This window comes from Streptomyces sp. NPDC094147 (assembly GCF_044764265.1).
In the GTDB taxonomy this organism is placed as follows: domain Bacteria; phylum Actinomycetota; class Actinomycetes; order Streptomycetales; family Streptomycetaceae; genus Streptomyces.
On sequence record NZ_JBIWHT010000001.1, the window covers coordinates 126,887 to 149,945 of the forward strand.

At 69.9% G+C, this 23,059-nt stretch carries 19 protein-coding genes; 8 read left to right on the top strand and 11 right to left on the bottom strand.

Translation table 11 applies throughout. From position 1 onward, the window contains the following. Window positions 1–155: 155 nt before the first annotated feature. The 3 genes from ACIQ8J_RS00635 (at window position 156) to ACIQ8J_RS00645 (ending at window position 3,230) form a co-directional block, all read left to right on the top strand. Window positions 156–1,082, top strand: a complete 927-nt coding sequence (locus ACIQ8J_RS00635; RefSeq protein WP_403263433.1) for an ABC transporter ATP-binding protein — start codon at window positions 156–158, stop codon at window positions 1,080–1,082. Between the two features lie 290 nt (window positions 1,083–1,372). Continuing rightward, entirely contained in the window at window positions 1,373–2,140 is a 768-nt protein-coding gene (locus tag ACIQ8J_RS00640) for an ABC transporter permease (RefSeq protein ID WP_403263434.1), read from the top strand. 94 nt (window positions 2,141–2,234) lie between these two features. Continuing rightward, window positions 2,235–3,230: a heme A synthase gene (locus ACIQ8J_RS00645; protein WP_403263435.1), complete on the top strand. Its 996-nt coding sequence runs from the start codon at window positions 2,235–2,237 to the stop codon at window positions 3,228–3,230. Between the two features lie 6 nt (window positions 3,231–3,236). Here ACIQ8J_RS00645 and ACIQ8J_RS00650 read toward each other — a convergent pair whose 3' ends face one another. The 3 genes from ACIQ8J_RS00650 to ACIQ8J_RS00660 form a co-directional block, all read right to left on the bottom strand. Next, window positions 3,237–4,313: an amidohydrolase gene (locus tag ACIQ8J_RS00650; RefSeq protein WP_403263436.1), complete on the bottom strand. Its 1,077-nt coding sequence runs from the start codon at window positions 4,311–4,313 to the stop codon at window positions 3,237–3,239. Window positions 4,314–4,392: 79 nt separating this feature from the next. Next, window positions 4,393–4,734 (bottom strand): hypothetical protein, encoded by a 342-nt coding sequence (locus ACIQ8J_RS00655; RefSeq protein ID WP_403263437.1) that lies wholly within the window; start codon window positions 4,732–4,734, stop codon window positions 4,393–4,395. A gap of 89 nt (window positions 4,735–4,823) precedes the next feature. Further along, entirely contained in the window at window positions 4,824–5,777 is a 954-nt protein-coding gene (locus ACIQ8J_RS00660) for a heme o synthase (protein WP_403263438.1), read from the bottom strand. 305 nt (window positions 5,778–6,082) lie between these two features. On the opposite strand from ACIQ8J_RS00660, the gene tkt reads away from it, so the two are divergent. The 5 genes from tkt to pgl are packed head-to-tail and all read left to right on the top strand — an operon-like array spanning window position 6,083 to window position 12,667. After that, window positions 6,083–8,185, top strand: a complete 2,103-nt coding sequence (gene tkt, locus ACIQ8J_RS00665; protein ID WP_403263439.1) for a transketolase — start codon at window positions 6,083–6,085, stop codon at window positions 8,183–8,185. Window positions 8,186–8,220: 35 nt separating this feature from the next. Continuing rightward, window positions 8,221–9,339: a transaldolase gene (gene tal / locus ACIQ8J_RS00670; RefSeq protein WP_403263440.1), complete on the top strand. Its 1,119-nt coding sequence runs from the start codon at window positions 8,221–8,223 to the stop codon at window positions 9,337–9,339. A 3-nt stretch (window positions 9,340–9,342) separates the two neighbouring features. Beyond that, window positions 9,343–10,866, top strand: a complete 1,524-nt coding sequence (gene zwf, locus ACIQ8J_RS00675) for a glucose-6-phosphate dehydrogenase (RefSeq protein ID WP_403263441.1) — start codon at window positions 9,343–9,345, stop codon at window positions 10,864–10,866. Further along, a complete protein-coding gene (gene opcA, locus ACIQ8J_RS00680; RefSeq protein WP_403263442.1) occupies window positions 10,863–11,888 on the top strand; it encodes a glucose-6-phosphate dehydrogenase assembly protein OpcA in 1,026 nt (341 codons plus the stop codon). The genes zwf and opcA overlap by 4 nt, the downstream gene beginning before the upstream one ends. Beyond that, on the top strand, window positions 11,885–12,667 hold the full coding sequence (pgl, locus tag ACIQ8J_RS00685; RefSeq protein WP_403263443.1) for a 6-phosphogluconolactonase: 783 nt from the start codon (window positions 11,885–11,887) through the stop codon (window positions 12,665–12,667). The genes opcA and pgl overlap by 4 nt, the downstream gene beginning before the upstream one ends. Before the next feature lie 67 nt (window positions 12,668–12,734). On the opposite strand, the gene pgi is transcribed toward pgl, so the two are convergent. The 8 genes from pgi to ACIQ8J_RS00725 all read right to left on the bottom strand — a co-directional run bounded on the left by pgi (window position 12,735) and on the right by ACIQ8J_RS00725 (window position 22,916). Further along, a complete protein-coding gene (gene pgi, locus ACIQ8J_RS00690; RefSeq protein ID WP_403265128.1) occupies window positions 12,735–14,387 on the bottom strand; it encodes a glucose-6-phosphate isomerase in 1,653 nt (550 codons plus the stop codon). 66 nt (window positions 14,388–14,453) lie between these two features. Beyond that, the gene (locus ACIQ8J_RS00695; protein WP_403263444.1) at window positions 14,454–15,677 is read right to left on the bottom strand and encodes an MFS transporter; all 1,224 of its coding nucleotides are present in this window, start codon (window positions 15,675–15,677) and stop codon (window positions 14,454–14,456) included. A gap of 166 nt (window positions 15,678–15,843) precedes the next feature. Continuing rightward, complete coding sequence (locus ACIQ8J_RS00700; protein WP_003976875.1) at window positions 15,844–16,179, bottom strand: RNA polymerase-binding protein RbpA; 336 nt, start codon at window positions 16,177–16,179, stop codon at window positions 15,844–15,846. 113 nt (window positions 16,180–16,292) lie between these two features. Next, window positions 16,293–16,526: a preprotein translocase subunit SecG gene (gene secG / locus ACIQ8J_RS00705; RefSeq protein ID WP_261711188.1), complete on the bottom strand. Its 234-nt coding sequence runs from the start codon at window positions 16,524–16,526 to the stop codon at window positions 16,293–16,295. A 110-nt stretch (window positions 16,527–16,636) separates the two neighbouring features. Further along, window positions 16,637–17,413: a triose-phosphate isomerase gene (tpiA, locus tag ACIQ8J_RS00710; RefSeq protein WP_403263445.1), complete on the bottom strand. Its 777-nt coding sequence runs from the start codon at window positions 17,411–17,413 to the stop codon at window positions 16,637–16,639. 6 nt (window positions 17,414–17,419) lie between these two features. Further along, the gene (locus ACIQ8J_RS00715) at window positions 17,420–18,631 is read right to left on the bottom strand and encodes a phosphoglycerate kinase (protein WP_403263446.1); all 1,212 of its coding nucleotides are present in this window, start codon (window positions 18,629–18,631) and stop codon (window positions 17,420–17,422) included. 116 nt (window positions 18,632–18,747) lie between these two features. Further along, the gene (gap, locus tag ACIQ8J_RS00720; RefSeq protein ID WP_403263447.1) at window positions 18,748–19,758 is read right to left on the bottom strand and encodes a type I glyceraldehyde-3-phosphate dehydrogenase; all 1,011 of its coding nucleotides are present in this window, start codon (window positions 19,756–19,758) and stop codon (window positions 18,748–18,750) included. 209 nt (window positions 19,759–19,967) lie between these two features. Next, on the bottom strand, window positions 19,968–22,916 hold the full coding sequence (locus tag ACIQ8J_RS00725) for a M14 family zinc carboxypeptidase (RefSeq protein ID WP_403263448.1): 2,949 nt from the start codon (window positions 22,914–22,916) through the stop codon (window positions 19,968–19,970). Between the last annotated feature and the right edge of the window lie 143 nt (window positions 22,917–23,059).

Genomic DNA, 23,059 nt, shown 5'->3' on the forward strand with positions numbered 1-23,059 from the left:
GTGAACCAGTGGTCTCTTCGACATTCTCCGCGAGGGTTGTCACCCTTGGACGTCAGGGTCCGCGAACGATCGCAACTGTCCGAAAACGTCCCCGGTCGAGGGACCCGGGCCCCCGCGCCACCGGGACCTTCTCCCCCTGCCTAGACTTGCCCGTCATGAAGAGCGAGCCCGTCGTCCAGGTCACCGGCCTGGTCAAGCGGTACGGACCCAAGACCGCTGTGGACGGCCTCGACCTCACGGTCGGCGGGGGCACCGTGACCGCCGTCCTCGGCCCCAACGGCGCCGGCAAGACCACCACCATCGAGACCTGCGAGGGCTACCGCAGGCCGGACGCGGGCACCGTCCGCGTCCTCGGACTCGACCCGGTCGCCGACGCCCGGCAGCTGAAGCCGCGGATCGGGGTGATGCTCCAGTCCGGCGGCGTCTACTCCGGCGCCCGCGCCGACGAGATGCTCCGCCACATGGCGAAGCTGCACGCGGATCCGCTGGACGTGGACGCGCTCATCGAGCGCCTCGGCCTCGGCAGTTGCGGGCGCACCACCTACCGCAGGCTCTCCGGCGGCCAGCAGCAGCGGCTCGCGCTGGCGATGGCCGTCGTCGGCCGCCCCGAACTGGTCTTCCTGGACGAGCCGACCGCCGGCCTCGACCCGCAGGCCCGCCGCGCCACCTGGGACCTCGTGCGCGAGCTGCGCACCGACGGCGTGTCCACCGTGCTGACCACGCACTTCATGGACGAGGCCGAAGAGCTCGCCGACGACGTCGCGATCGTCGACGCGGGCCGGGTCGTCGCCCAGGGCTCCCCCGAGCAGCTCTGCAGGGGCGGCGCCGAGAACACCCTCCGCTTCACCGGCCGCCCCGGCCTCGACCTCGGCTCGCTCCTCAAGGCCCTGCCCGACGGCACCGCCGCGGCCGAGCTGACCCCGGGCGCGTACCGCATCACCGGCACCATCGACCCCCAGCTGCTCGCCACCGTCACCTCCTGGTGCGCCCAGCACGGCGTGATGCCGGACGGCATCTCGGTCGAGCGCCACACCCTTGAGGACGTATTTCTCGAACTCACCGGCAAGGAGCTGCGCTCATGACGCGGGACCACACCAGCGCCGCACCCGGCCGGGGGTCCGGGGGTTGTCCCCCGGGAAGACACAGCCTCGAACTCACCGGCAAGGAGCTGCGCTCATGACACGGGACCACATCAGCGCCGCACCCGGCCGGGGGTCCGGGGGTTGCCCCCCGGGAAGACACAGCCTCGAACTCACCGGCAAGGAGCTGCGCTCATGACACGGGACCACATCAGCGCCGCACCCGGCCGGGGGTCCGGGGGTTGCCCCCCGGGAAGACACAGCCTCGAACTCACCGGCAAGGAGCTGCGCTCATGAGCGCCGGCACGTACGCACCCAGGCCTGGAGCGGCTCCGCTCGGGCGGATGATCGGGGCGCAGACCGCGCTGGAGACGCGGATGCTGCTGCGCAACGGCGAGCAGCTGCTGCTCACGGTGATCATTCCGAGTCTGCTGCTCGTCCTCTTCTCGACCGTCGACATCATCGACACGGGCGGTGGCAAGTCCGTCGACTTCCTCGCGCCGGGCATCCTCGCGCTCGCCGTGATGTCCACCGCGTTCACCGGCCAGGCCATCGCCACCGGCTTCGAGCGGCGGTACGGGGTGCTCAAACGGCTCGGCGCCTCGCCGCTGCCGCGCTGGGCGCTGATGACCTCGAAGACGCTGGCCGTCCTTGTCACCGAGGTGCTCCAGGTCGTCCTGCTGGCCGTGATCGCGTACGCGCTCGGCTGGTCCCCGCACGGCAACCCCCTCGCCGTGCTCCTGCTGCTCGTGCTCGGCACCGCCGCGTTCTCCGGACTCGGGCTGCTCATGGCCGGCACCCTGAAGGCGGAGGCGACGCTGGCCGCCGCCAACCTCGTCTTCCTGCTGCTGCTCGTGGGCGGCGGGGTGATCGTGCCGATGGACAAGTTCCCCGGCGGCGTGCAGGACGTGCTCGGGCTGCTGCCCGTCTCGGCCCTGTCCGACGGCCTGCGCGAGGTGCTCCAGCACGGTGCCTCGATGCCGTGGGGCGACGCCGGGATCCTCGCCGTGTGGGCGGTGCTCGGCCTCGGCGCGGCCGCGAAGTTCTTCCGCTGGGAGTGAGTCCGGGAGCGTACGGGAGTGACTTTCCTCCCGTCCCGGCCGGGCGGGCACCCCTCGTGAAATCATGCACAAACGGGCGCCTACGATAGGGCGCATGCCGAAATGGACCCGGGCCGACCTGGCCGAAGCGGCGCGCAATCCGCTCGCCTACATCGCTGAGCGCTGGACCCCGACCCAGCGGATCGTGGAACGCGCGGCCCTCAGCGCCGTCGTCATGGGTGTCGTCATCGTCGTGACCGGCGGTGCCGTACGGCTCACCGGCTCCGGGCTCGGCTGCCCGACCTGGCCCAAGTGCACCGACGAGAGCCTGACGGCGACCAGCCAGATGGGCTTCCACGGGGCGATCGAGTTCGGCAACCGCATGCTGACGTACGTGCTGTGCGCGGCGGTCGGCTGGGCGATCATCGCGGCGCGCTCCGCCAAGCCCTGGCGACGCGGCGTCACCCGGCTCGGCTGGGTGCAGTTCTGGGTGGTCATGGGCAATGCGGTGCTCGGCGGCATCGTGGTCCTGGTCGGCCTCAACCCGTACACGGTGGCCGCCCACTTCCTGCTGTCCAGCGCGCTGATCGCGGTGGCCGTGGTGACCTGGCAGCGCACCCGCGAGGGCGACGGCGCACCAAGGCCCTTGGTGGGCAAGGCAGTTGTGCAGCTCACCTGGCTTCTGGTGGGCGCGGCGGCCGCGCTGATCGCGGTCGGCACCATCGTCACCGGAGCCGGCCGGCACGCGGGCGACACCAGCGAGGTGTACCGCATCCCGCTCGACTGGACGATGATCACGCAGCTGCACGCGGACCTCGCGTGGGTCGTGGTGGCGCTGACCGTCGCGCTCTGGTTCGTCCTGAAGGCCGTCGACGCACCGGCCGGGCCCCGCGACCGGGCCCGTGATCTGTTCGTGGTGCTGCTGAGCCAGGGCGTGATCGGCTACGTCCAGTACTTCACGAAGACGCCCGAGATCCTGGTCGGCCTGCACATGTTCGGCTCCTGCCTGGTGTGGATCGCGGTGCTGCGCGTCCTGCTCGCGCTGCGCGAACGCCCGGAGGCCTCGGCCGAGCTGCCGGCTCAGCCGGACGCCGCGCTGACCAGCGCCTGACGGCTCCTAGCCCGACAGCCCGTAGACGCGGCGGGCATTGCCCGCCGCGATCATCCCGGCGACCCGCTGCGCGTCCGTGCGCGACCAGGCGCCGTCCCCCACCCAGCCGCCCAGCACCCGGCCGAGCGCCTCCGAGAACAGCCGCGCGCCCACCACATGCAGCTCGGGCAGCCCGCGCGCGCCACTGGAGTAGAGCAGCTTCCCGAACGGGGCCAGCTCCATGATCTCCGCGAGCACGGCCGCGGCCCCCGCCCCCGTGCGCACCAGGGCGGGCCCGACATCCGCGTACACATGCGGGTGGACGCTGGCCAGATGGGCGGCCTGGCGGTGGTACGGGTAGCCGTGCAGGAGCACCAGATCGGTGCCGAGCCCGGCCGTCGCGGTCGCGAATCCGCCGAGCGGCATCGGGTCGGCCATCCCCACCCGGAGCTGGAGCGGCCGCCCGGCCGCGACGGCGCTCCACAGCAGGTGCCGCAGCAGTACGGGATCCTCCAGGCGCCCGTGTGCGCGCCGCCCCGCCAGCCACCGCCCGGCCGCCCCGCGCACCTCTCCCGGGCCCGGCGGCTCCGGGTCGAGTCCTTCGGGTACGCCCGCAACGGAGGCGAAGGCGATGGCGGAGGCCGCCGCGGTGTGCACGGCTTCGGCGAGGTTGGCGAGGAAGGACTCGACGGTCCCCGAGGTGTCGGCGACCTGCTCGGCGAGGAGTTCGAGGCGGACGATCTCATGGGCGTCGGCCGCGCCGGTCTCGGCGATCTCGTGCGGGGAGGTGAGGTCTCCGGGCAGTCCGGTGTCCACCAGATAGGTGGAGATCCCGGAGCCCCGCAGGAGCCGTCTGCCCGACTCCAGTACGCCGAGCTCGCGGCGGCGGGCCAGATAGCGGACCGGCGGGCAGTGCGGCTCAAGGCCCAGGAGCGGGGGGCACCAGCGGCGTACGGCGAAGCCGGTCTGGGTGTCGAAGAAGGTGGTGCCGGGCGCGGGCAGGGCTCCGGTGCGGCCGAGGGCGGTCTCGAAGGTGCCGAGACCGAGCTCCGTGCGCAGGACCCCGTGGCAGTACTGGTCCACCAGGGTCGGGGTGTCGATCATCCGGGGCTCCCTGCGATGGACGCGCTTCCACCACTCCTAACGGGTGAGCCCCGGATCGGTGTTGCTCGGAGCCGGTGTCTCAGCTGTTCTTCGGACCGCCGAGCTGGATGCCGGCCATGCGCGTCCACTCGTACGGGCCGGTCTTCACCTTGCCCGCGAACTCGCCGTCGAAGTCCTCGTGGACGGTGATCCCGGACTTCTCGACGGCGCTCAGCGCGACGGCGTGGCTCGGGGCCACCAGGTCGCCCCAGCCGCCGTCCTCGCCGACGAGCACGATGCGGGCGCCCTTCTGGCCGATGTACGCGATCTGGCCCTCCGCGCCGCCGTGCTCCTTGGCGAAGGAGCCGATCTGCCGGGCCAGTTTGGCCGCGCGCCGTTCGGCCCTGGCGGCCTGCTTCTCGTCAACCTGGGTGTCTGCCATGCCGCGATGCTACTAGCGGGTAGCTCCCGGTGCGACAAGAGGGGCCAGTGGCTTGCGCCACTGGCCCCTCTTGTCGGAAAACGATGTGGTCAGCGCAGGAACGGGTCCACCGCGACGGCCACGAACAGCAGGGACACGTACGTGATCGACCAGTGGAAGAGCCGCATTTCCTTCAGCTTGGCCCCCGTCGCCTCGGCCTTGGCGCGGGACTGGAGCGCGTGCGCCTCCCACAGCCACCAGCCGCCCGAGAGCAGCGCGACGGCCGTGTAGAGCCAGCCGGTGTAGCCGAGCGGGGTCGGCAGCAGCGAGACGAGGACCATCACCCAGCTGTAGAGGACGATCTGGCGGGCCACGACCTTGTTGGAGGCGACCACCGGCAGCATCGGCACGCCGGCCCGCGCGTAGTCCTCCTTGACCTTCATGGACAGCGGCCAGTAGTGCGCCGGCGTCCAGAAGAACATCACGAGGAAGAGGATGACCGGCGCCCACGACATGGAGTTCGTGACCGAGGACCAGCCGATCAGCACCGGCAGGCAGCCCGCGATGCCGCCCCACACGATGTTCTGCGAGGTGCGGCGCTTGAGGATCATCGTGTAGACGACGACGTAGAAGAGGAGCGCGCCGAGCGACAGGGCCGCCGAGAACCAGTTGACCAGGAGGCCGAACCACAGCGTCGAGATGACGGCGAGCGAGATGCCGAAGACCAGGCACTCGCGCGGCGAGACCATCCCGGTCACCAGCGGACGCTGCGAGGTGCGGTCCATCAGCGCGTCGATGTCGCGGTCGATGTACATGTTCAGCGCGTTGGCGCCACCCGCGGAGAGGTAACCGCCGAGCGTGGTGGCGAACACCAGCCACAGCGGAGGGACGCCCTGCTCGGCCAGGAACATCACCGGGATCGTGGTGATGAGGAGCAGTTCGATGATCCGTGGCTTGGTCAGCGCCACAAAGGCCTTGACGCGGGCCCCGAATGGCCGATGGCCCCCCGGGCTGGGAGTCAAGACGACCCCTGCGGGTCGGGACTCGACGGCCGTCACGCACACCCCTGACAGAGAATTCCAGCAAGTCCCCGGTGATCCGGACGTTCCCGGACGTGAAAGCCCGGTAAAGACTTGCGCGTACCACGCCACTGTAGACGTTGCCCATACGCCGCCATCCCCGGGGGTGGGGTCGTGTTGGGGGCGGTTCGCCGGCAGGCGGATTTCGCCGCCCACCGGCACCCTGGAGGTGTCTGTCCCAACGGGCAGACAGTCGAAAAAGTGAGCGTTCCGGCAGGGGTAGGCTCGACAACGCCCGGTGCGCCCTCAGTCACCGGGATTCGACATGTGGAGAGGAGCCCTGACTCAGGGTGAGCACCAAGCCGACCACCACAGACCTCGAGTGGACCGAGCTGGACCAGCGGGCCGTTGACACCGGCCGCGTACTGGCCGCGGATGCTGTACAGAAGGTCGGCAACGGCCATCCAGGTACGGCGATGAGCCTGTCCCCGGCCGCGTACACCCTCTTCCAGAAGGTGATGCGGCACGACCCGGCGGACGCCGACTGGGTCGGACGCGACCGGTTCGTCCTCTCTGCGGGCCACTCGTCACTGACCCTGTACGTCCAGCTGTACCTGGCCGGTTTCGGCCTGGAGCTGGCGGACCTGGAGTCGTTCCGGACCTGGGGTTCCAAGACCCCCGGGCACCCGGAGTACGGCCACACCACCGGTGTCGAGACGACGACCGGCCCGCTGGGCCAGGGTGTCGCCAACGCCGTGGGCATGGCGATGGCCGCCCGCTACGAGCGCGGTCTGTTCGACCCGGAGGCCGCCGCCGGCACCTCCCCGTTCGACCACTTCGTGTACGCGGTCGCCGGCGACGGCTGCCTCCAGGAGGGCATCTCCGCCGAGGCGTCCTCGCTGGCCGGCCACCAGAAGCTCGGCAACCTGGTCCTTTTGTGGGACGACAACCACATCTCGATCGAGGGCGACACCGAAACCGCCGTCTCCGAAGACACCATGAAGCGGTACGAGGCGTACGGCTGGCACGTCCAGCGCGTGGCGCCGAAGCCGGACGGCGACCTCGACCCCGAGGCGCTGTACAACGCGATCGAGGCCGCCAAGGCGGTGACCGACAAGCCGTCGTTCATCGCGATGCGCTCGATCATCGCCTGGCCCGCGCCGCACGCCCAGAACACCGAGGCCGCGCACGGCTCGGCGCTCGGCGCCGACGAGGTGGCCGCCACCAAGCGCGTCCTCGGCTTCGACCCGGAGAAGTCCTTCCAGGTGAGCGACGAGGTTCTCGCGCACACCCGCGAGGCGCTCGACCGCGGCCGCGAGGCCAAGGCCGAGTGGGAGAAGTCCTTCGCCGCCTGGCGCACCGCCAACCCGGAGCGCGCCGACCTGTTCGACCGCATCAACGCGGGCGAGCTGCCCGAGGGTTGGGAATCGCACCTTCCGGTCTTCGAGACCGGCAAGGGCGTCGCCACCCGGGCCGCCTCGGGCAAGGTCCTGGAGGCGCTGGGCGCGGTCGTCCCGGAGCTGTGGGGCGGCTCCGCCGACCTCGCGGGCTCGAACAACACGACCATCGACAAGACGTCGTCGTTCCTGCCGGCCGGCAACCCGCTGCCGGAGGCCGAACCGTACGGCCGCACGGTCCATTTCGGCATCCGCGAGCACTCCATGGCCGCGGAGATGAACGGCATCGCGCTGCACGGCCACACCCGCATCTACGGCGGCACCTTCCTGGTGTTCTCCGACTACATGCGCAACGCCGTGCGCCTGTCCGCGCTGATGCACCTGCCGGTGACGTACGTGTGGACGCACGACTCCATCGGTCTGGGCGAGGACGGCCCGACGCACCAGCCGGTCGAGCACCTGGCCTCGCTGCGCGCGATCCCCGGCCTCAACGTGGTCCGCCCGGCGGACGCCAACGAGACCGTCATCGCCTGGCGCGAGATCCTCAAGCGCTACACCAAGGTGTTCGGCAAGGGTGCCCCGCACGGCCTCGTGCTGACCCGCCAGGGCGTGCCGACGTACGAGGCCAACGAGGGTGCCGCCAAGGGCGGTTACGTGCTCTTCGAGGCCGAAAGGCCCTCCGGGCAGACCACAGACGCCCAGGTCGTGCTCATCGGCACCGGCTCCGAGGTCCAGCTCGCCGTCGGCGCGCGCGAGCAGCTGCAGGCCGCCGGCATTCCGACCCGGGTGGTCTCGATGCCGTCCGTCGAGTGGTTCGAGGAGCAGGACCAGGCGTACAAGGACAGCGTCCTGCCGCCGTCGGTCAAGGCCCGGGTCGCGGTCGAGGCCGGTATCGGTCTGACCTGGCACCGCTACGTGGGCGACGCGGGCCGCATCGTTTCGCTGGAGCACTTCGGCGCTTCGGCCGACGGCAAGGTCCTCTTCCAGGAGTTCGGCTTCACTGCCGACCACGTGGCCGCCGCCGCCCGGGAATCTCTCGAAGCCGCAGCGCGCTGACGCCGGTATACGAACTAGTAGGAGATGCAATTCTCATGACAGACGCACTCAAGCGCCTCTCCGACGAAGGCGTCGCGATCTGGCTCGACGACCTGTCGCGCAAGCGGATCACGTCCGGCAACCTGGCCGAGCTGATCGACCAGTCGCACGTCGTGGGCGTCACGACCAACCCGTCGATCTTCCAGAAGGCGATCAGCAGCGGTGACGGTTACGAGCAGCAGCTCGCCGACCTCGCCGCCCGCAAGGTCACCGTCGACGAGGCCATCCGCATGATCACGACGGCTGACGTGAGGGACGCCGCCGACATCCTGCGCCCGGTCTTCGACGCGACGGAGGGCCAGGACGGCCGGGTCTCCATCGAGGTCGACCCGCGCCTCGCGCACAACACCAGGGCGACGGTCGCCGAGGCCAGGCAGCTGGCCTGGCTGGTGGACCGGCCGAACACGCTCATCAAGATTCCGGCCACCAAGGCGGGTCTGCCGGCGATCACCGAGACCATCGGTCTCGGCATCAGCGTCAACGTCACGCTGATCTTCTCGCTCAAGCGCTACCGCGAGGTCATGGACGCCTACCTGGCCGGTCTGGAGAAGGCCAGGGAGCGCGGCCTGGACCTCTCGAAGATCCACTCCGTGGCGTCCTTCTTCGTGTCCCGGGTGGACACCGAGATCGACAAGCGGATCGACGCGCTCGGCACCGACGAGGCCAAGGCCGCCCGCGGCAAGGCGGGGCTCGCCAACGCCCGGCTCGCCTACGAGGCGTACGAGGAGGTCTTCTCCTCGGACCGCTGGAACGCCCTGGACAAGGCGCACGCCAACAAGCAGCGCCCGCTGTGGGCGTCCACCGGCGTCAAGGACAAGGCGTACAAGGACACCCTGTACGTCGACGATCTGGTGGCTCCGAACACGGTGAACACCATGCCGGAGGCCACCCTGGAGGCGGCCGCCGACCACGGGCAGATCACCGGCGACACGGTGACCGGCACGTACGAGCAGTCGCGAGCCGAGCTCGCCGCCGTCGAGAAGCTGGGGATCTCCTACGACGAGGTCGTGCAGCTCCTTGAGGACGAGGGCGTCGAGAAGTTCGAGTCCGCCTGGAACGACCTGCTCAAGTCCACCGAGGCGGAGCTCAAGCGCCTCGCACCCGCGGAGGCGTAAACCTTGTCAAGCAGCAATCCGCTGCGTGACGCCGCAGACCGACGGCTCCCGCGTATCGCGGGGCCGTCGGGCCTGGTGATCTTCGGCGTCACGGGCGATTTGTCCCGTAAAAAGTTGATGCCCGCCGTCTACGACCTCGCCAACCGGGGTCTGCTGCCGCCGGGCTTTTCCCTGATCGGTTTCGCCCGCCGCGAGTGGCAGGACGAGGACTTCGCGCAGGAGGTGCACGACGCGGTCAAGGCGCACGCCCGTACGCCGTTCCGCGAGGAGGTCTGGCAGCAGCTCATCCAGGGGATGCGCTTCGTCCAGGGCGACTTCGACGATGACGACGCCTTCGAGACGCTGAAGTCGACCATCCAGGAGCTCGACAAGGCGCAGGGCACGGGCGGCAACTTCGCGTTCTACCTGTCGGTGCCGCCGAAGTTCTTCCCCAAGGTCGTCCAGCAGCTCAAGAAGCACGGTCTGGCCGACCAGAAGAACGGCTCCTGGCGCCGCGCGGTCATCGAGAAGCCGTTCGGCCACGACCTGGTCTCCGCCAAGGAGCTCAACCAGGTCGTGCACGAGGTCTTCCCGCCCAACGAGGTCTTCCGGATCGACCACTACCTGGGCAAGGAGACCGTTCAGAACATCCTGGCCCTGCGGTTCGCGAACACCATGTTCGAGCCGCTGTGGAACCGCTCCTACGTCGACCACGTGCAGATCACGATGGCCGAGGACATCGGCATCGGCGGCCGGGCCGGCTACTACGACGGCATCGGCGCCGCCCGTGACGTCATCCAGAACCACCTGCTCCAGCTGATGGCGCTGACCGCGATGGAGGAGCCCGCCTCCTTCGACGCGGACGCGCTCGCGGCGGAGAAGACCAAGGTGCTCGGCGCGGTACGGCTGCCGAAGGACCTCGGCAAGGACACCGTGCGGGCCCAGTACGCGGCCGGGTGGCAGGGCGGCGAGAAGGCCGTCGGCTACCTCCAGGAAGACGGCATCGACCCCAAGTCGAAGACCGACACCTACGCCGCGGTCAAGCTGGAGATCGACAACCGCCGCTGGGCGGGCGTTCCGTTCTACCTGCGCACCGGCAAGCGCCTCGGCCGCCGCGTCACGGAGATCGCGGTGGTCTTCCAGCGCGCCCCGCACTCCCCCTTCGACCACACCGCCACGGAGGAGCTGGGCCAGAACGCCCTGGTCATCCGGGTGCAGCCGGACGAAGGCGTGACCGTGCGGTTCGGCTCCAAGGTGCCGGGCACCTCGATGGAGGTCAGGGACGTCTCCATGGACTTCGCGTACGGCGAGTCCTTCACCGAGTCGAGCCCCGAGGCCTACGAACGCCTCATCCTGGACGTCCTGTTGGGCGACTCCAACCTCTTCCCGCGCGTGGAGGAGGTCGAGCTGTCCTGGAAGATCCTCGACCCGATCGAGCAGTACTGGGACGCCCACGGCAAGCCCGCCCAGTACCCGTCCGGGACCTGGGGACCGGCCGAGGCGGACGAAATGCTCGCACGAGACGGACGGAGCTGGCGTCGGCCATGAAGATCGACCTTACGGACACCACGGCCAGCAAGATCAACAAGGCGCTCGTACAGGGCCGCCGGGCCATCGGCACCCCCGCCGTCGGCATGGTGCTCACCCTCGTCATCGTCACCGACGAGGAGAACGCCTACGACGCCCTGCGGGCGGCCAGCGACGCCTCGCGCGAGCACCCCTCGCGCACGCTCGTCGTCATCAAGCGGGTCTCGCGCTCGCCCCGCGACCGCACCACCTCCCGGCTCGACGCCGAGGTGCGGGTCGGCGCGGACGCGGGCACCGGCGAGACGGTGGTCCTGCGGCTGTACGGCGAGGTACTCAACCACGCCCAGTCGGTGGTCCTGCCGCTGCTCCTGCCGGACGCGCCGGTCGTCGTCTGGTGGCCGGTGAACGCGCCGATCGACCCGGCGAAGGACCCGCTGGGCGCGCTCGCCCAGCGCCGGGTGACCGACACGTACGCGGCCGAGCAGCCCATCCAGGAGCTGACCGCCCGCGCCGAGACGTACCACCCCGGCGACACCGACCTGTCGTGGACCCGCATCACGCCGTGGCGTTCGATGCTGGCCGCGGCGCTCGACCAGATCGCCTGCAAGGTGACCTCCGTCGAGGTGGAGGGCGAGGAGTTCAACCCGAGCTGCGAACTGCTCGGCATGTGGCTCGCGGACCGGCTGAGCGTACCGGTCAAGCGCTCGTTGTCGTCGGGCCCCGGCCTCACCGCCGTGCGCCTGGAGACGGACGGCGGCCCGATCGTCCTGGACCGCGCCGACGGCTCGCTCGCCACGCTCTCCGTGCAGGGCCAGCCGGACCGCGCGGTGGCGCTGAAGCGCCGCGAGACCTCCGAGCTCATCGCGGAGGAACTGCGCCGCCTCGACCCGGACGACACCTACGCGTCCGCGCTGAAGTACGGCGTCGACCGGCTCGGCGAGGCCGTGGAGGCCAAGGTCGTACCGCCCTCCCCCGCGGAGGCGGACGCCAGGCCGGCTCCGGCGAAGAAGGCCGCTCCGGTCAAGAAGGCAGCGGCCAAGTGAGCACGCCGCAGCTCGTCGTCCACCGCGACAAGGAGCTGATGGCCCAGGCCGCGGCGGCCCGGCTGATCACGAAGGTCGTGGACGCCCAGGCCGCCCGCGGTTCGGCGTCCGTGGTCCTCACGGGCGGCCGCAACGGCAACGGCCTGCTCGCGGCGCTGGCCTCCTCACCGGCCCGGGACGCGATCGACTGGTCGCGCCTGGACCTGTGGTGGGGCGACGAGCGCTTCGTGCCGGAGGGCGACCCGGAGCGGAACGTCACGCAGGCCCGTGCGGCGCTGCTCGACTCGGTGCCGCTGGACCCGAAGCGGGTGCACGCGATGCCGGCCTCGGGCGGGGCGTACGGCAGTGACGCCGACGCGGCGGCGGCCGCCTACGCGGCGGAGCTCGCGGCCGCCGCGGGCCCCGAGGACCACGGGCCGGTGCCGACGTTCGACGTCCTGCTCCTCGGCGTCGGCCCGGACACCCATGTGGCCTCCCTCTTCCCGGAGTTGCCGGGCGTACGGGAGACCGAGCGGACGGTCGTCGGGGTGCACGGCGCCCCGAAGCCGCCGCCCACCCGGATCTCGCTGACCCTCCCGGCGATCCGGGCGGCCCGTGAGGTGTGGCTGCTCGCGGCGGGCGAGGACAAGGCGCATGCCGCGGCGATAGCCCTGTCGGGCGCGGGCGAGATCCAGGCCCCGGCGGCAGGCGCCTACGGCCGTGCCCGCACCCTGTGGCTGCTGGACTCGGCGGCCGCCTCCCAGCTCCCGAGAACGCTGTACCCCCCGGCGTCCGCCTGACGCCAACCGCCTTGGGAACCGGCCCGGTTCACCCCCCCCGGGGTGGAGCGGGCCGGGGTGTTTCGCCTCAACGCCCCCGCAGCGAGCGGTACTTGGCGACCAGGGCCCTGCTCGACACGTCGAGACCCGGCACGTCCGCGCCCTCGGTCAGGGCGGGCTCGACGCGCTTGGCGAGGACCTTGCCGAGCTCGACGCCCCACTGGTCGAAGGAGTCGATGTTCCAGATGGCGCCCTGGACGAACACCTTGTGCTCGTACAGGGCGATCAGCTGGCCGAGGACCGAGGGGGTCAGCTCCTTGGCGAGGATCGTGGTGGTGGGGTGGTTGCCCCGGAACGTCTTGTGCGGCACGAGCTCATCGGCCACGCCCTCGGCCCGCACCTCGTCCGGCGTCTTGCCGAAGGCCAGCGCCTGCGTCTGGGCGAAGAAGTTGGCCATCAGGAGGTCGTGCTGGGCCACCAGGCCCGGCAGCAGGTCGGCGACCGGCTCGGCGAAACCGATGAAGTCGGCCGGGATGACCTTCGTACCCTGGTGGATCAACTGGTAGTAGGCGTGCTGCCCGTTGGTGCCCGGGGTGCCCCACACGACCGGTCCGGTCTGCCACTCGACCGGGTTGCCGTCGCGGTCCACGGACTTGCCGTTGGACTCCATGTCCAGCTGCTGGAGGTAGGCGGTGAACTTGGACAGGTAATGGCTGTACGGCAGCACCGCGTGCGACTGGGCGTCGTGGAACGCGCCGTACCAGACCCCCAACAGGCCGAGCAGCAAAGGCGCGTTGGACTCCGCGGGGGCGGTGCGGAAGTGCTCGTCGACCAGGTGGAAGCCGTCGAGCATCTCGCGGAACCGGTCCGGCCCGACGGCGATCATCAGGGAGAGACCGATGGCCGAGTCGAAGGAGTAGCGGCCGCCGACCCAGTCCCAGAACCCGAACATGTTGTCCGTGTCGATGCCGAACGCCGCGACCTTCTCGGCATTGGTCGACAGCGCCACGAAGTGCTTGGCTACGGCCTCCTGGCCGGCGTTCAGCCCGGTGAGCAGCCAGTCGCGCGCCGAGGTGGCGTTGGTGATGGTCTCGATGGTGGTGAAGGTCTTGGACGCGATGATGAACAGCGTCTCGGCGGCGTCCAGGTCGCGGACGGCCTCGTGGAGGTCGGCGCCGTCGACATTGGACACGAACCGGACCGTCAACTCCCGGTCGGCGAAGGACTTCAGGACCTCGTACGCCATCGCGGGGCCGAGGTCGGAGCCGCCGATGCCGATGTTGACGACGTTCTTGATGCGCTTGCCGGTGTGGCCGGTCCACTCGCCCGAGCGGATCCGCCCGGAGAAGGAGGCCATCTTGTCGAGCACGGCGTGCACGCCCGGCACCACGTTCTCGCCGTCGACCTCGATCACCGCGTCGCGCGGGGCGCGCAGCGCGGTGTGCAGGACGGCGCGGTCCTCGGTGGTGTTGATCTTCTCGCCGCGGAACATGGCGTCCCGCAGCCCGGCGACATCGGCGGCCGAGGCCAGCTCGCGCAGCAGCGCGAGGGTCTCGTCGGTCACCAGATGCTTGGAGTAGTCGAGGTAGAGATCGCCGACCTGCAGGGTGTATCCGGTGCCGCGACCGGGTTCGGCGGCGAACAGCTCACGCAGATGGGTGTCGCCCAACTGCTCCCGGTGCTTGCCCAGTGCGATCCACTCGGGCATCTGGTTGAGCCTGGTACGGCTTCCTGCGTTCATCTGCGGCATCAGCCCACTTCTTCTCGTACTTGCGTACCTGCCCCGCTGCCCCTCCAACCTAATTGATCAGGCGGCGAGGGCAGGAATCAGAACGCCGACCGCGACCACGAACAAACCGGACGCGAGCAGGGCCGGTGTGTTGAGGCCCCAGGACGCCGCGGCCACGCCGCCGGCCAGCGCGCCGAGCGGGGCGCCCGCGACGGCGAGCGTCCGGAACGCCGCGCTCACCCGTCCCAGCATGGCCTCCGGTGCGCGCTCCTGCATCAGCGTCGTCTGGTTCACGTTCCACACCATCCCCATGAGCCCGAACAGCGCCAGGGCGGCGACCGTCACCCACAGCTCACGGATCGTGCCCATGGCCGCCAGACAGCCGGTCTGGACGATCCCGGCGATGAGCACGCTCCGTATCCGCCCGAGCCGCTGGGAGAGCCGTTTGGCGAGCAGCCCGCCGGTCACGCTGCCGGCGCCGTACGCCGTGATGGCCGCGGCATAGCCGCCGTGCCCGGCGTGCAGCCAGCCGGTGACGTGGAGCACCAGGGTGGCGATGAGGGCGCCCATGCCGATGTTGCACACGGTGGTGGCGGCGCACAGTCCGCGCAGCACCCGGTCGGCCCGGAGCGCCCGCAGCCCTTCGGATATCTCCCCGCGCAGGGTGGACCCGGGCTTGCGGTCCGCCCGCCGGGGCGCCTCGGGCCGCAGTGAGGCGACGAGTGCCGCGGCGAGCACATAGCTGACCGCGTCCACCCCGTACGGCGCCGCGGCTCCGACGGCGAGGAGCGCCGGCACCAGCGGGGCCGCCAGGAAGCCGCCCGCGATCTGCTGCCCGGTCATCACCCGGGCGTTCGCGCCGGCCAGCGCCTCGCGGGGCACCAGCGAGGGCAGCAGCGCGGTGGCCGCGTTGTCGAAGAGGGTCTGGAGGGTGGTGAGCGCGAAGGCCAGCACGATCAGCAGGACTGTCGAGGCGTGCCCCAGGGCGACGGCCAGCGCGAAGGCGGCGACCAGGGCGCCGCGGACCAGATCGACGGCCCACATGGCGCGGCGCTGGTCCACCCGGTCGGCGATCGCCCCGCCGAGCAGTCCGAACAGCAGCCACGGCAGATAGCCGCAGGCCGTGACGAGCACGACGAGGAACGGATCGGCGGTGAGCGTGGTGGCGAGGAGCGGCAGCGCGGCCGTGCGCAGCGCGTCACCGAGACGGCTGACGACGGCGGCCGTCCAGAGCCTTCCGAATCCCCCGCGCCAGGCCGGCGCCGTCGCCGCCGCGCTCTGGACGGCTTGCACTGCTGCCACAACTCCCCCTCGTGATCGGCTGCTTCACAAGGTAGAGGGCACCACTGACAATCGGCTCCGACCTGCGCTTTCATCCTTCGGGCCGGGGGTGTGCACGCCGAAGGGGCCCGGACGCACCGAAGGGCCCCGCAGGCGAACCGAGTTCACCCATTGGGCCCTTCAACTGTCAGATCTCGCCCCGGAGCTTGGCCAGCGCCTCCGCGAGGATCGCCTCGCCGTCCGCGTCGCTGCGCCGTTCCCGTACGTACGCGAGGTGGGTCTTGTACGGCTCGGTGCGCGGCGGGTCCGGCGGGTTGTCCCGGTCCTGTCCTGCGGGGAATCCGCAGCGCGGGCAGTCCCACGTCTCCGGAACCTGTGCGTCACTGGCGAAGCTCGGCTGCGTCTCGTGCCCGTTCGAGCACCAGAAGGAGATGCGGAGGCGCGGCGCGGACTCGCCCCGCTCGGCCTCCCCCATCGGCCCCGCTCCGACCCGGCTTCCCCGGATCGCGTTGCCACTTGCCACGGTCGTAACTCCCTGCGTGATGGTGCTCGAAGATGCCCCAGTCTACGTAAGGCCCAACGCGCGTCCAGCGATTGGAGTTACACCCCACCCCCGAAACGCCGAACGACGACTGCTTACTTGAGCTTCATCAGCAGACCAAGTACGACAATGCACGCGAACCACAGCAGACCGATCACGATGGTGATCCGGTCGAGGTTGCGCTCGGCGACCGAGGAGCCGCCGACGGAGGACTGCATGCCACCGCCGAACATGTCGGAGAGGCCGCCGCCCTTTCCCTTGTGCATCAGCACCAGCAGCATCAGCAGCAGGCTGAAGACGATCAGGGCAATCGAGAACCCGACAATCACGGCTGGACCAACTTCCTAGGACTGATATGACGAGGGGGGCCGGCGGCGTCACGTTCCATAACACCCCACCGGCCCCCGCAAGGGTACGACGGATCCGCGCTACCGCATACTTACTGGTCGCGGAAGCGGACGATCTTGACGAACTCGTCGGCGTCCAGCGCCGCGCCGCCCACCAGAGCGCCGTCCACGTCGGGCTGCGCCATGATCGCGGCGACGTTCCCGGACTTCACCGAGCCGCCGTACTGGATGCGCACCTTGTCGGCGAGCTCCTGCGAGTACAGCTCGGCGAGGCGGGCGCGGATCGCACCGCAGACTTCCTGGGCGTCCTCGGGGGTGGCGACCTCGCCGGTGCCGATGGCCCACACCGGCTCGTACGCGATCACGATGGACTCGGCCTGCTCGGCCGGGATGTCCTTGAGGCCGCCGTCGAGCTGGGCCAGCGTGTACGGGACCTGCCGGCCGGCCTTGCGGATGTCCAGGCCCTCGCCGATGCAGAGGATCGGGGTCAGGCCGTGCTGGTAGGCGGCCTTCACCTTGGCGTTGCAGATCTCGTCGGACTCGGCGTGGTACTGGCGGCGCTCGGAGTGACCGACGGCGACGTAGGTGCACTTCAGCTTGGACAGCATCGGGCCCGAGATCTCGCCGGTGTAGGCACCGGAGTCGTGCGCCGAGATGTCCTGGGCGCCGTACTTGATCTTGAGCTTGTCGCCGTCCACGAGGGTCTGCACGGAACGCAGGTCGACGAAGGGCGGCAGGACCGCGACCTCGACGGCCTCGTAGTCCTTGTCGGCGAGCGCGAAGGCGAGCTTCTGGACGTGCGCGATGGCCTCTAGGTGGTTGAGGTTCATCTTCCAGTTGCCCGCCATCAGCGGGGTACGGGTGCTCACAGGTGTTCAGTCCTCCAGTGCGGCGAGGCCGGGAAGCGTCTTGCCCTCGAGGTATTCGAGGCTGGCGCCGCCACCGGTCGAGATGTGGCCGAACTTCGACTCGTCGAAGCCCAGGTTGCGGACGGCCGCGGCGGAGTCACCGCCGCCGACGACCGTGAAGCCCTTGCTGTCGAGCAGGGCCTGCGCGATGGCGGTGGTGCCACCGGCGTAGTCGGGGTGCTCGGCGACGCCGACCGGGCCGTTCCAGAAGACCGTCTCGGCGTCGGTGATCTTCGAGGCGAACAATTCGCGGGACTTGGGGCCGATGTCAAGGCCCTCCTTGTCCGCGGGGATCTTGTCCGAGTCGACGGTGTCGAAGCTGGCGGGGGCCTTGGTCTTCAGGTCCGGGAAGTCGGCCGAGACCAGCACGTCGACCGGGAGCACCAGCTCGACGCCGGTCTCCTCGGCGCGCTTCATGTACTCCTGGACGACCGGGATCTGGTCCTCCTGGAGGAGGGAGATGCCGACCTCGTACCCCTTGGCCTTGAGGAAGGTGTACGCCATGCCGCCGCCGATGAGCAGGCGGTCGGCCTTGCCGAGCAGCTCGTCGATGACGGCGAGCTTGTCGGAGACCTTGGCGCCGCCGAGGACCACGGTGTAGGGGCGCTTGACGTCCTCGGTGAGCTTCTTGAGGACGCCGACCTCGGTGGCGATGAGGTGGCCCGCGTAGTGCGGAAGGCGCGCCGGGAGGTCGAAGACCGAGGCGTGCTTGCGGTGCACGGCGCCGAAGCCGTCACCCACGTACACATCGGCGAGGGCGGCGAGCCGGTCGGCGAACTCGCCGCGCTCGGTGTCGTCCTTGGCCGTCTCACCGGCGTTGAAACGCAGGTTCTCGATGACCGCGACCTGGCCGGGCTGGAGCCCGTTGACCGCGTCGTGGGCGGCGGGGCCGACGGTGTCCTGCGCGAACGCGACCGGGGCGCCGAGGAGTTCGGCGAGCCGCTCGGCGGCGGGGAGCAGCGAGAACTGCGGGTCCGGGGCGCCCTTGGGACGGCCGAGGTGGGAGGCCACGACGACCTTGGCGTCGGCGGCGACGAGCGCCTTGACGGTGGGCAGCACGGCGCGGATGCGGCCGTCGTCGGTGATGAGGCCGCCTGCCAGCGGCACGTTGAGGTCGGCGCGGACGAATACCCGCTTGCCCGCGACCCCTTCGGCGAGAAGTTCGTCGATCGTCTTCATTACGGGGACTCCTTGGAGGTACGTGACGGGGGGTCTGGACAGGCGACAGGGCCCGTACAGCGCTTCGTTGCGCTGCCCGAGCCCTGTAGCTCACATCAGGTGCCTACCGGACCGTGTCAGAGCTGGCCGCCGACGAAGACGGTCAGGTCGACGAGGCGGTTGGAGTAGCCCCACTCGTTGTCGTACCAGCCCAGGATCTTCACCGTCTTGCCGTCCTGAACCATCGTCATGAGGGAGTCGAAGGTGCAGGAGGCCGGGTCGCTGACGATGTCCGAGGAGACGATCGGGTCCTCGGTGTAGTACAGGATGCCCTTGAGGTCGCCGTCGTCGGCGGCCTTCTTGAACGCGGCGTTGACCTCGTCCTTGGTGACCTCGCGGGTCAGCTCGACGACGAGGTCGGTGGCCGAACCGGTCGGGACCGGGACGCGCATGGCGATGCCGTCCAGCTTGCCCTTGAGCTGCGGGAGGACCAGAGCGGTGGCCTTCGCGGCGCCGGTCGTGGTCGGGATGATGTTCTCGGCGGCGGCACGCGCACGGCGCAGGTCCGAGTGCGGGAAGTCCAGGATCCGCTGGTCGTTGGTGTACGCGTGGACCGTCGTCATCAGGCCCTTGACGATGCCGAAGCTCTCGTCGAGCACCTTGGCCATCGGCGCCACGCAGTTGGTGGTGCAGGAGGCGTTGGAGATGACGTGGTGCTGAGCCGCGTCGTACTTGTCCTGGTTGACGCCCATCACGATGGTGATGTCTTCGTCCTTGGCCGGAGCCGAGATGAGGACCTTCTTGGCACCGCCGGCGATGTGCTTCTCGGCGTCGGCCTTCTTGGTGAAGATGCCGGTCGACTCGATGACGATGTCGACGCCCAGCTGACCCCAGGGGATGTCGGCCGGGTTGCGCTCGGAGAGCACCTTGATGGTGTGGCCGTCGACCGTGATGGTGTCGGCGGTGTGGGTGACCTCGGCCTTGAGACGACCCAGAATGGTGTCGTACTTCAGCAGGTGAGCAGTGGTCGCGGTGTCACCCAGGTCGTTGACAGCCACGATCTCGATGTCAGCACCCTGCTTCAGCAGCGCGCGGAAGTAGTTGCGCCCGATGCGGCCAAAGCCGTTGATGCCTACGCGGATCGTCACGAACCGATCTCCTCGTTAGGTACGCCGGGTTTCGACGCCGGCGAGTTGTATGGGATGTCCCCGACCGCTTACGACCCTACCTCCCCGGGGACGCCGGGGTGACATCGAGCGCGTCCGGATGGTTCCGAAATGGGGCCCTGAGCGGCCCGGAGGCCCGTACCTACTTGCGGGTACGGGCCTCCAGGGACTTTCGGCCCCATTACGCGGCGTCAGCGGTGCAGTGCGCTGAGCGCCTTGGCGATGACCTGCTTGCGGTCGGCGGCCGCGGGCACGTTCTCCAGGCCGAAGCCGAGGAGGACGGTGCTGCGGGTGGTGATCGCCGCCGAGGAGTGGAACAGCGCCTGGGAGCGGGCCCAGTCGCCGACGTTGCCGGGGCTGCCGGCGGGCGGTCCCGGCACGCTCCAGGGGCCGAGCGAGGTCTCGAAGCCCTCGGCGCCCTGCACGGTGCCGCCGACGACGAGCCTGGTGTCGTCGACGAAGGCGCCCAGGCCTCCGGTGCCCGAGTCGGACACGTAGGACACGGCGACCTCGACCTGCTTGCCCGCGTAGGCGCTGAGGTCGACCGAGACCTGCTGCCAGCCGTTGGAGGAGCCGGTGAAGCGGTTCCAGCCGCCGGTGCTGCCGGTCGCCTTGCAGGAGGGCGAGCCGAGCGTGAGGTAGTGCGCGAGGAAGGGGTGCGACTGGAGCAGGAAGCCCTGTTCACACTGGCTGGGGACGCTGGTGGTACTGCCCCCGTTGACGTCCGGCAGGGTCGTCCAGTCGTTCTGTCCGACGGTGTGGGCCTCGATGACGACCTGGTCGTAGCCGGGTTCGGTGTCGTAGCTGAGCTGGAAGTCGAGGCTGGGCTTGGCGGATGCGGCCGTCTGCGCCAGGTCGACGGTGCGGGCGAGCCTCATGTACGCGTTGTCCTGGTGCTTCGCCGCGGCGAACCAGGAGCCCTCGGCGGGCTCGAACGGGGTGCGGACGCCGGGGTAGTCACCTGCGGCGACGCTCTTGAACTGCGGGAACTGCTGCGGATTGAGCGTGTCGGACGTGACGGTGTACGTACCGGCCGTGGTCGGCGGGCTGCCGGGTGCGGCGCCCAGCGAGGCCTTCGCGCCCGCGAGCCGTCCCGTCCCGGCGAAGGCCGGCGGGGACTTGATCCCGGCCTTGTTGTAGGCGCCGAGGTAGTACTGCGAGAAGTCGTCGGACAGGGCGCCGCCGCCGAGGTCGACGCTGCCGCCCGCCTGCTCGCCCGCGTCGACCAGTCTGCCTCCCTCGTTGACGAAGTCGCGTACGGCGAAGGTGGTCGCGGCCGTCGGCTGGTGGCTGCCGCTGTACCAGACCACGTTCTTGAAGTGGCTGAGCACGCCGAGCGCGCTCGGCGTGCCCTGGGTGGCGACGTCCCAGACCGCGGCCTTCCTGCCGTTGTCGGCGAGCGCCTTGGTGTAGAGCGCGGCGTTCTTGGCCGGGGCGCTGCCGCCCTCGTCGGCGAGCACCAGGGTGTCCGCCTCGGGCCGGTCGGCCACGGTGTACGTGAACGGCTTGCTGGAGGTCGGTTTGCCCTCGGCGGTGCGCCCGGTGTACCAGACCTCGACCTTGTCACCGGCGTTGGCGTCCTCGACCTTGGCGCGGTACTGGTCGAAGCGGATGTTGTCGTGCCCGCCGAAGACGTCGCCGCCCTTCCAGGGCTCCAGGTCCTCGGTCCGCGTACGGCCGCCGTCGATGCGGTAGTTGAGCCTCTTGTCGCGCACCGACTTGCGTGCGGTGACGGCGACTTCCTGGTCGTCGTCACGCGTGTACGAGGTGGCGAAGGTGTCCGGGGTGAAGTCGGGCGCGTCGATGCCGACCGAGGAGGACGGCCGGTCGGGGTGGGCGGTGGTCTCGGCGACGGAGAGCGCGAAGGGGATGTTCTTCTCGAACTCGCCCTGGATCAGCTTCTCGCTGTCGGGGAAGTTGAAGTCCGAGGGACAGTCGGCCGCGTTCCACTGGTCGTTGGGGTCCACGTTCGAGGCGGTGGTGCAGGTCGACATCTCCGGGGTGAACATCATCGTGCCGTTGACGTTCGCCGCGTGGCCGTCGGCCTCGCCGTTGGTGGTGTAGAGCGCGGAGGAGACCTCGGAGAGGTAGCCGGGGATGGCCGGCTTGTCGGGGGTGCCCGCGAGCGACTTGTAGATGATGTCGTCGGGGGTCGGCGTGGCGACCTGCCAGCCCACTCCGTACAGCAGCAGTTCGGCCGCGGAGTGGTAGTTGATGGCGTAGTTGAAGTGGACCCGCTTCTCGAAGGAGTCCAGCGCCTTGGTCTCGGGCTCGCTGCCCGCGCTCGGGCCGCGGTAGGTCTCGCTCGCCGGGTCGGGGGACGAACCCTCGTTGTCGTAGCCCCACTTGTAGGGGAAGTTCCGGTTGGGGTCGACGCCGTCGCCGACGGTGATCTTGCCGTCGCCGTTGTTGTCGCGGAGGTTCTTGCGCCACAGCCGGTGGCCCGGGGTGAACGTGAAGTCGTAGCCGTCCGGGTTGGCGGAGATCACGAACCACAGCTCGGTGGAGTCCACGATCTTGGTGATCCGCGGGTCCTTGCCGTAGTTGTCGAGGTAGTAGTGCATCAGCCGCCGGGTCATCTCCGGGGTGATCCACTCACGGGCGTGCTGGTTGGACATGTACAGCGTGGCGGGCTTCGAGCCGTCCTTGGACTTCCGGGCGCCCTTGGTGAGCTTGACGGCGAGGATGTCCTGGCCCCTGACGGTCTTGCCGATCGACTCGACCTTGGTGAGCTCCGGGTTGGCCTTCCCGGTGTCGAGGATCTCCTGCTTCAGCCCGTTCTTGCCGCTGTACGGCCGGAACACCCCGTCGCCCGCGGCCTTGAGGCGCTTCTGGGTCTGCGCGGAGACCTTGTGCTCGGTGAGCTCGACGCCCTTGCCCCGCAGGGCGGCGGCCTGGGTCTTGGTCAGGTACAGCTCGATGCCGGCCGAGCCCTTGGCGGGCAGCTCGGGGCCCAGTTCCTGGGCGTCGGCGCCGGCCTCCAGGAGCAGCGGCAGCTGTGCGCGGCTGACCTTGGCGTTCCACACGACGATGGACTCGTCGTCGGCAGAGCCCTGACTGGCCTGGGCGACGGGTGCCGCCACCAGTGCGGCCGTCAGGAGTGATGCAGCGGCGAGGATCGCTCTCGCTCTGCGTCTCATAAGCCCCCCTTGCTGTTGTCTGCCACGAAAGTGAACAGACGCCAGGCTCATGACTCTTCATGATCATGTCAATACCGCCCAGCTCCCGGCGACACGTACGCGAAACGGAACCGGCGCCCACCAAGTGGGCGCCGGATAAGGCG

Bases quoted from the DNA above. Each gene is read 5' to 3' on its own strand.
- ACIQ8J_RS00645 (WP_403263435.1), top strand. From the start codon at position 2,235: ATGCCGAAATGGACCCGGGCCGACCTGGCCGAAGCGGCGCGCAATCCG.
- ACIQ8J_RS00715 (WP_403263446.1), bottom strand. From the start codon at position 18,631: ATGAAGACGATCGACGAACTTCTCGCCGAAGGGGTCGCGGGCAAGCGG.
- pgi (WP_403265128.1), bottom strand. From the start codon at position 14,387: ATGAACGCAGGAAGCCGTACCAGGCTCAACCAGATGCCCGAGTGGATC.
- ACIQ8J_RS00725 (WP_403263448.1), bottom strand. From the start codon at position 22,916: ATGAGACGCAGAGCGAGAGCGATCCTCGCCGCTGCATCACTCCTGACG.
- opcA (WP_403263442.1), top strand. From the start codon at position 10,863: ATGAAGATCGACCTTACGGACACCACGGCCAGCAAGATCAACAAGGCG.
- ACIQ8J_RS00655 (WP_403263437.1), bottom strand. From the start codon at position 4,734: ATGGCAGACACCCAGGTTGACGAGAAGCAGGCCGCCAGGGCCGAACGG.
- ACIQ8J_RS00635 (WP_403263433.1), top strand. From the start codon at position 156: ATGAAGAGCGAGCCCGTCGTCCAGGTCACCGGCCTGGTCAAGCGGTAC.
- ACIQ8J_RS00650 (WP_403263436.1), bottom strand. From the start codon at position 4,313: ATGATCGACACCCCGACCCTGGTGGACCAGTACTGCCACGGGGTCCTG.
- ACIQ8J_RS00640 (WP_403263434.1), top strand. From the start codon at position 1,373: ATGAGCGCCGGCACGTACGCACCCAGGCCTGGAGCGGCTCCGCTCGGG.
- tal (WP_403263440.1), top strand. From the start codon at position 8,221: ATGACAGACGCACTCAAGCGCCTCTCCGACGAAGGCGTCGCGATCTGG.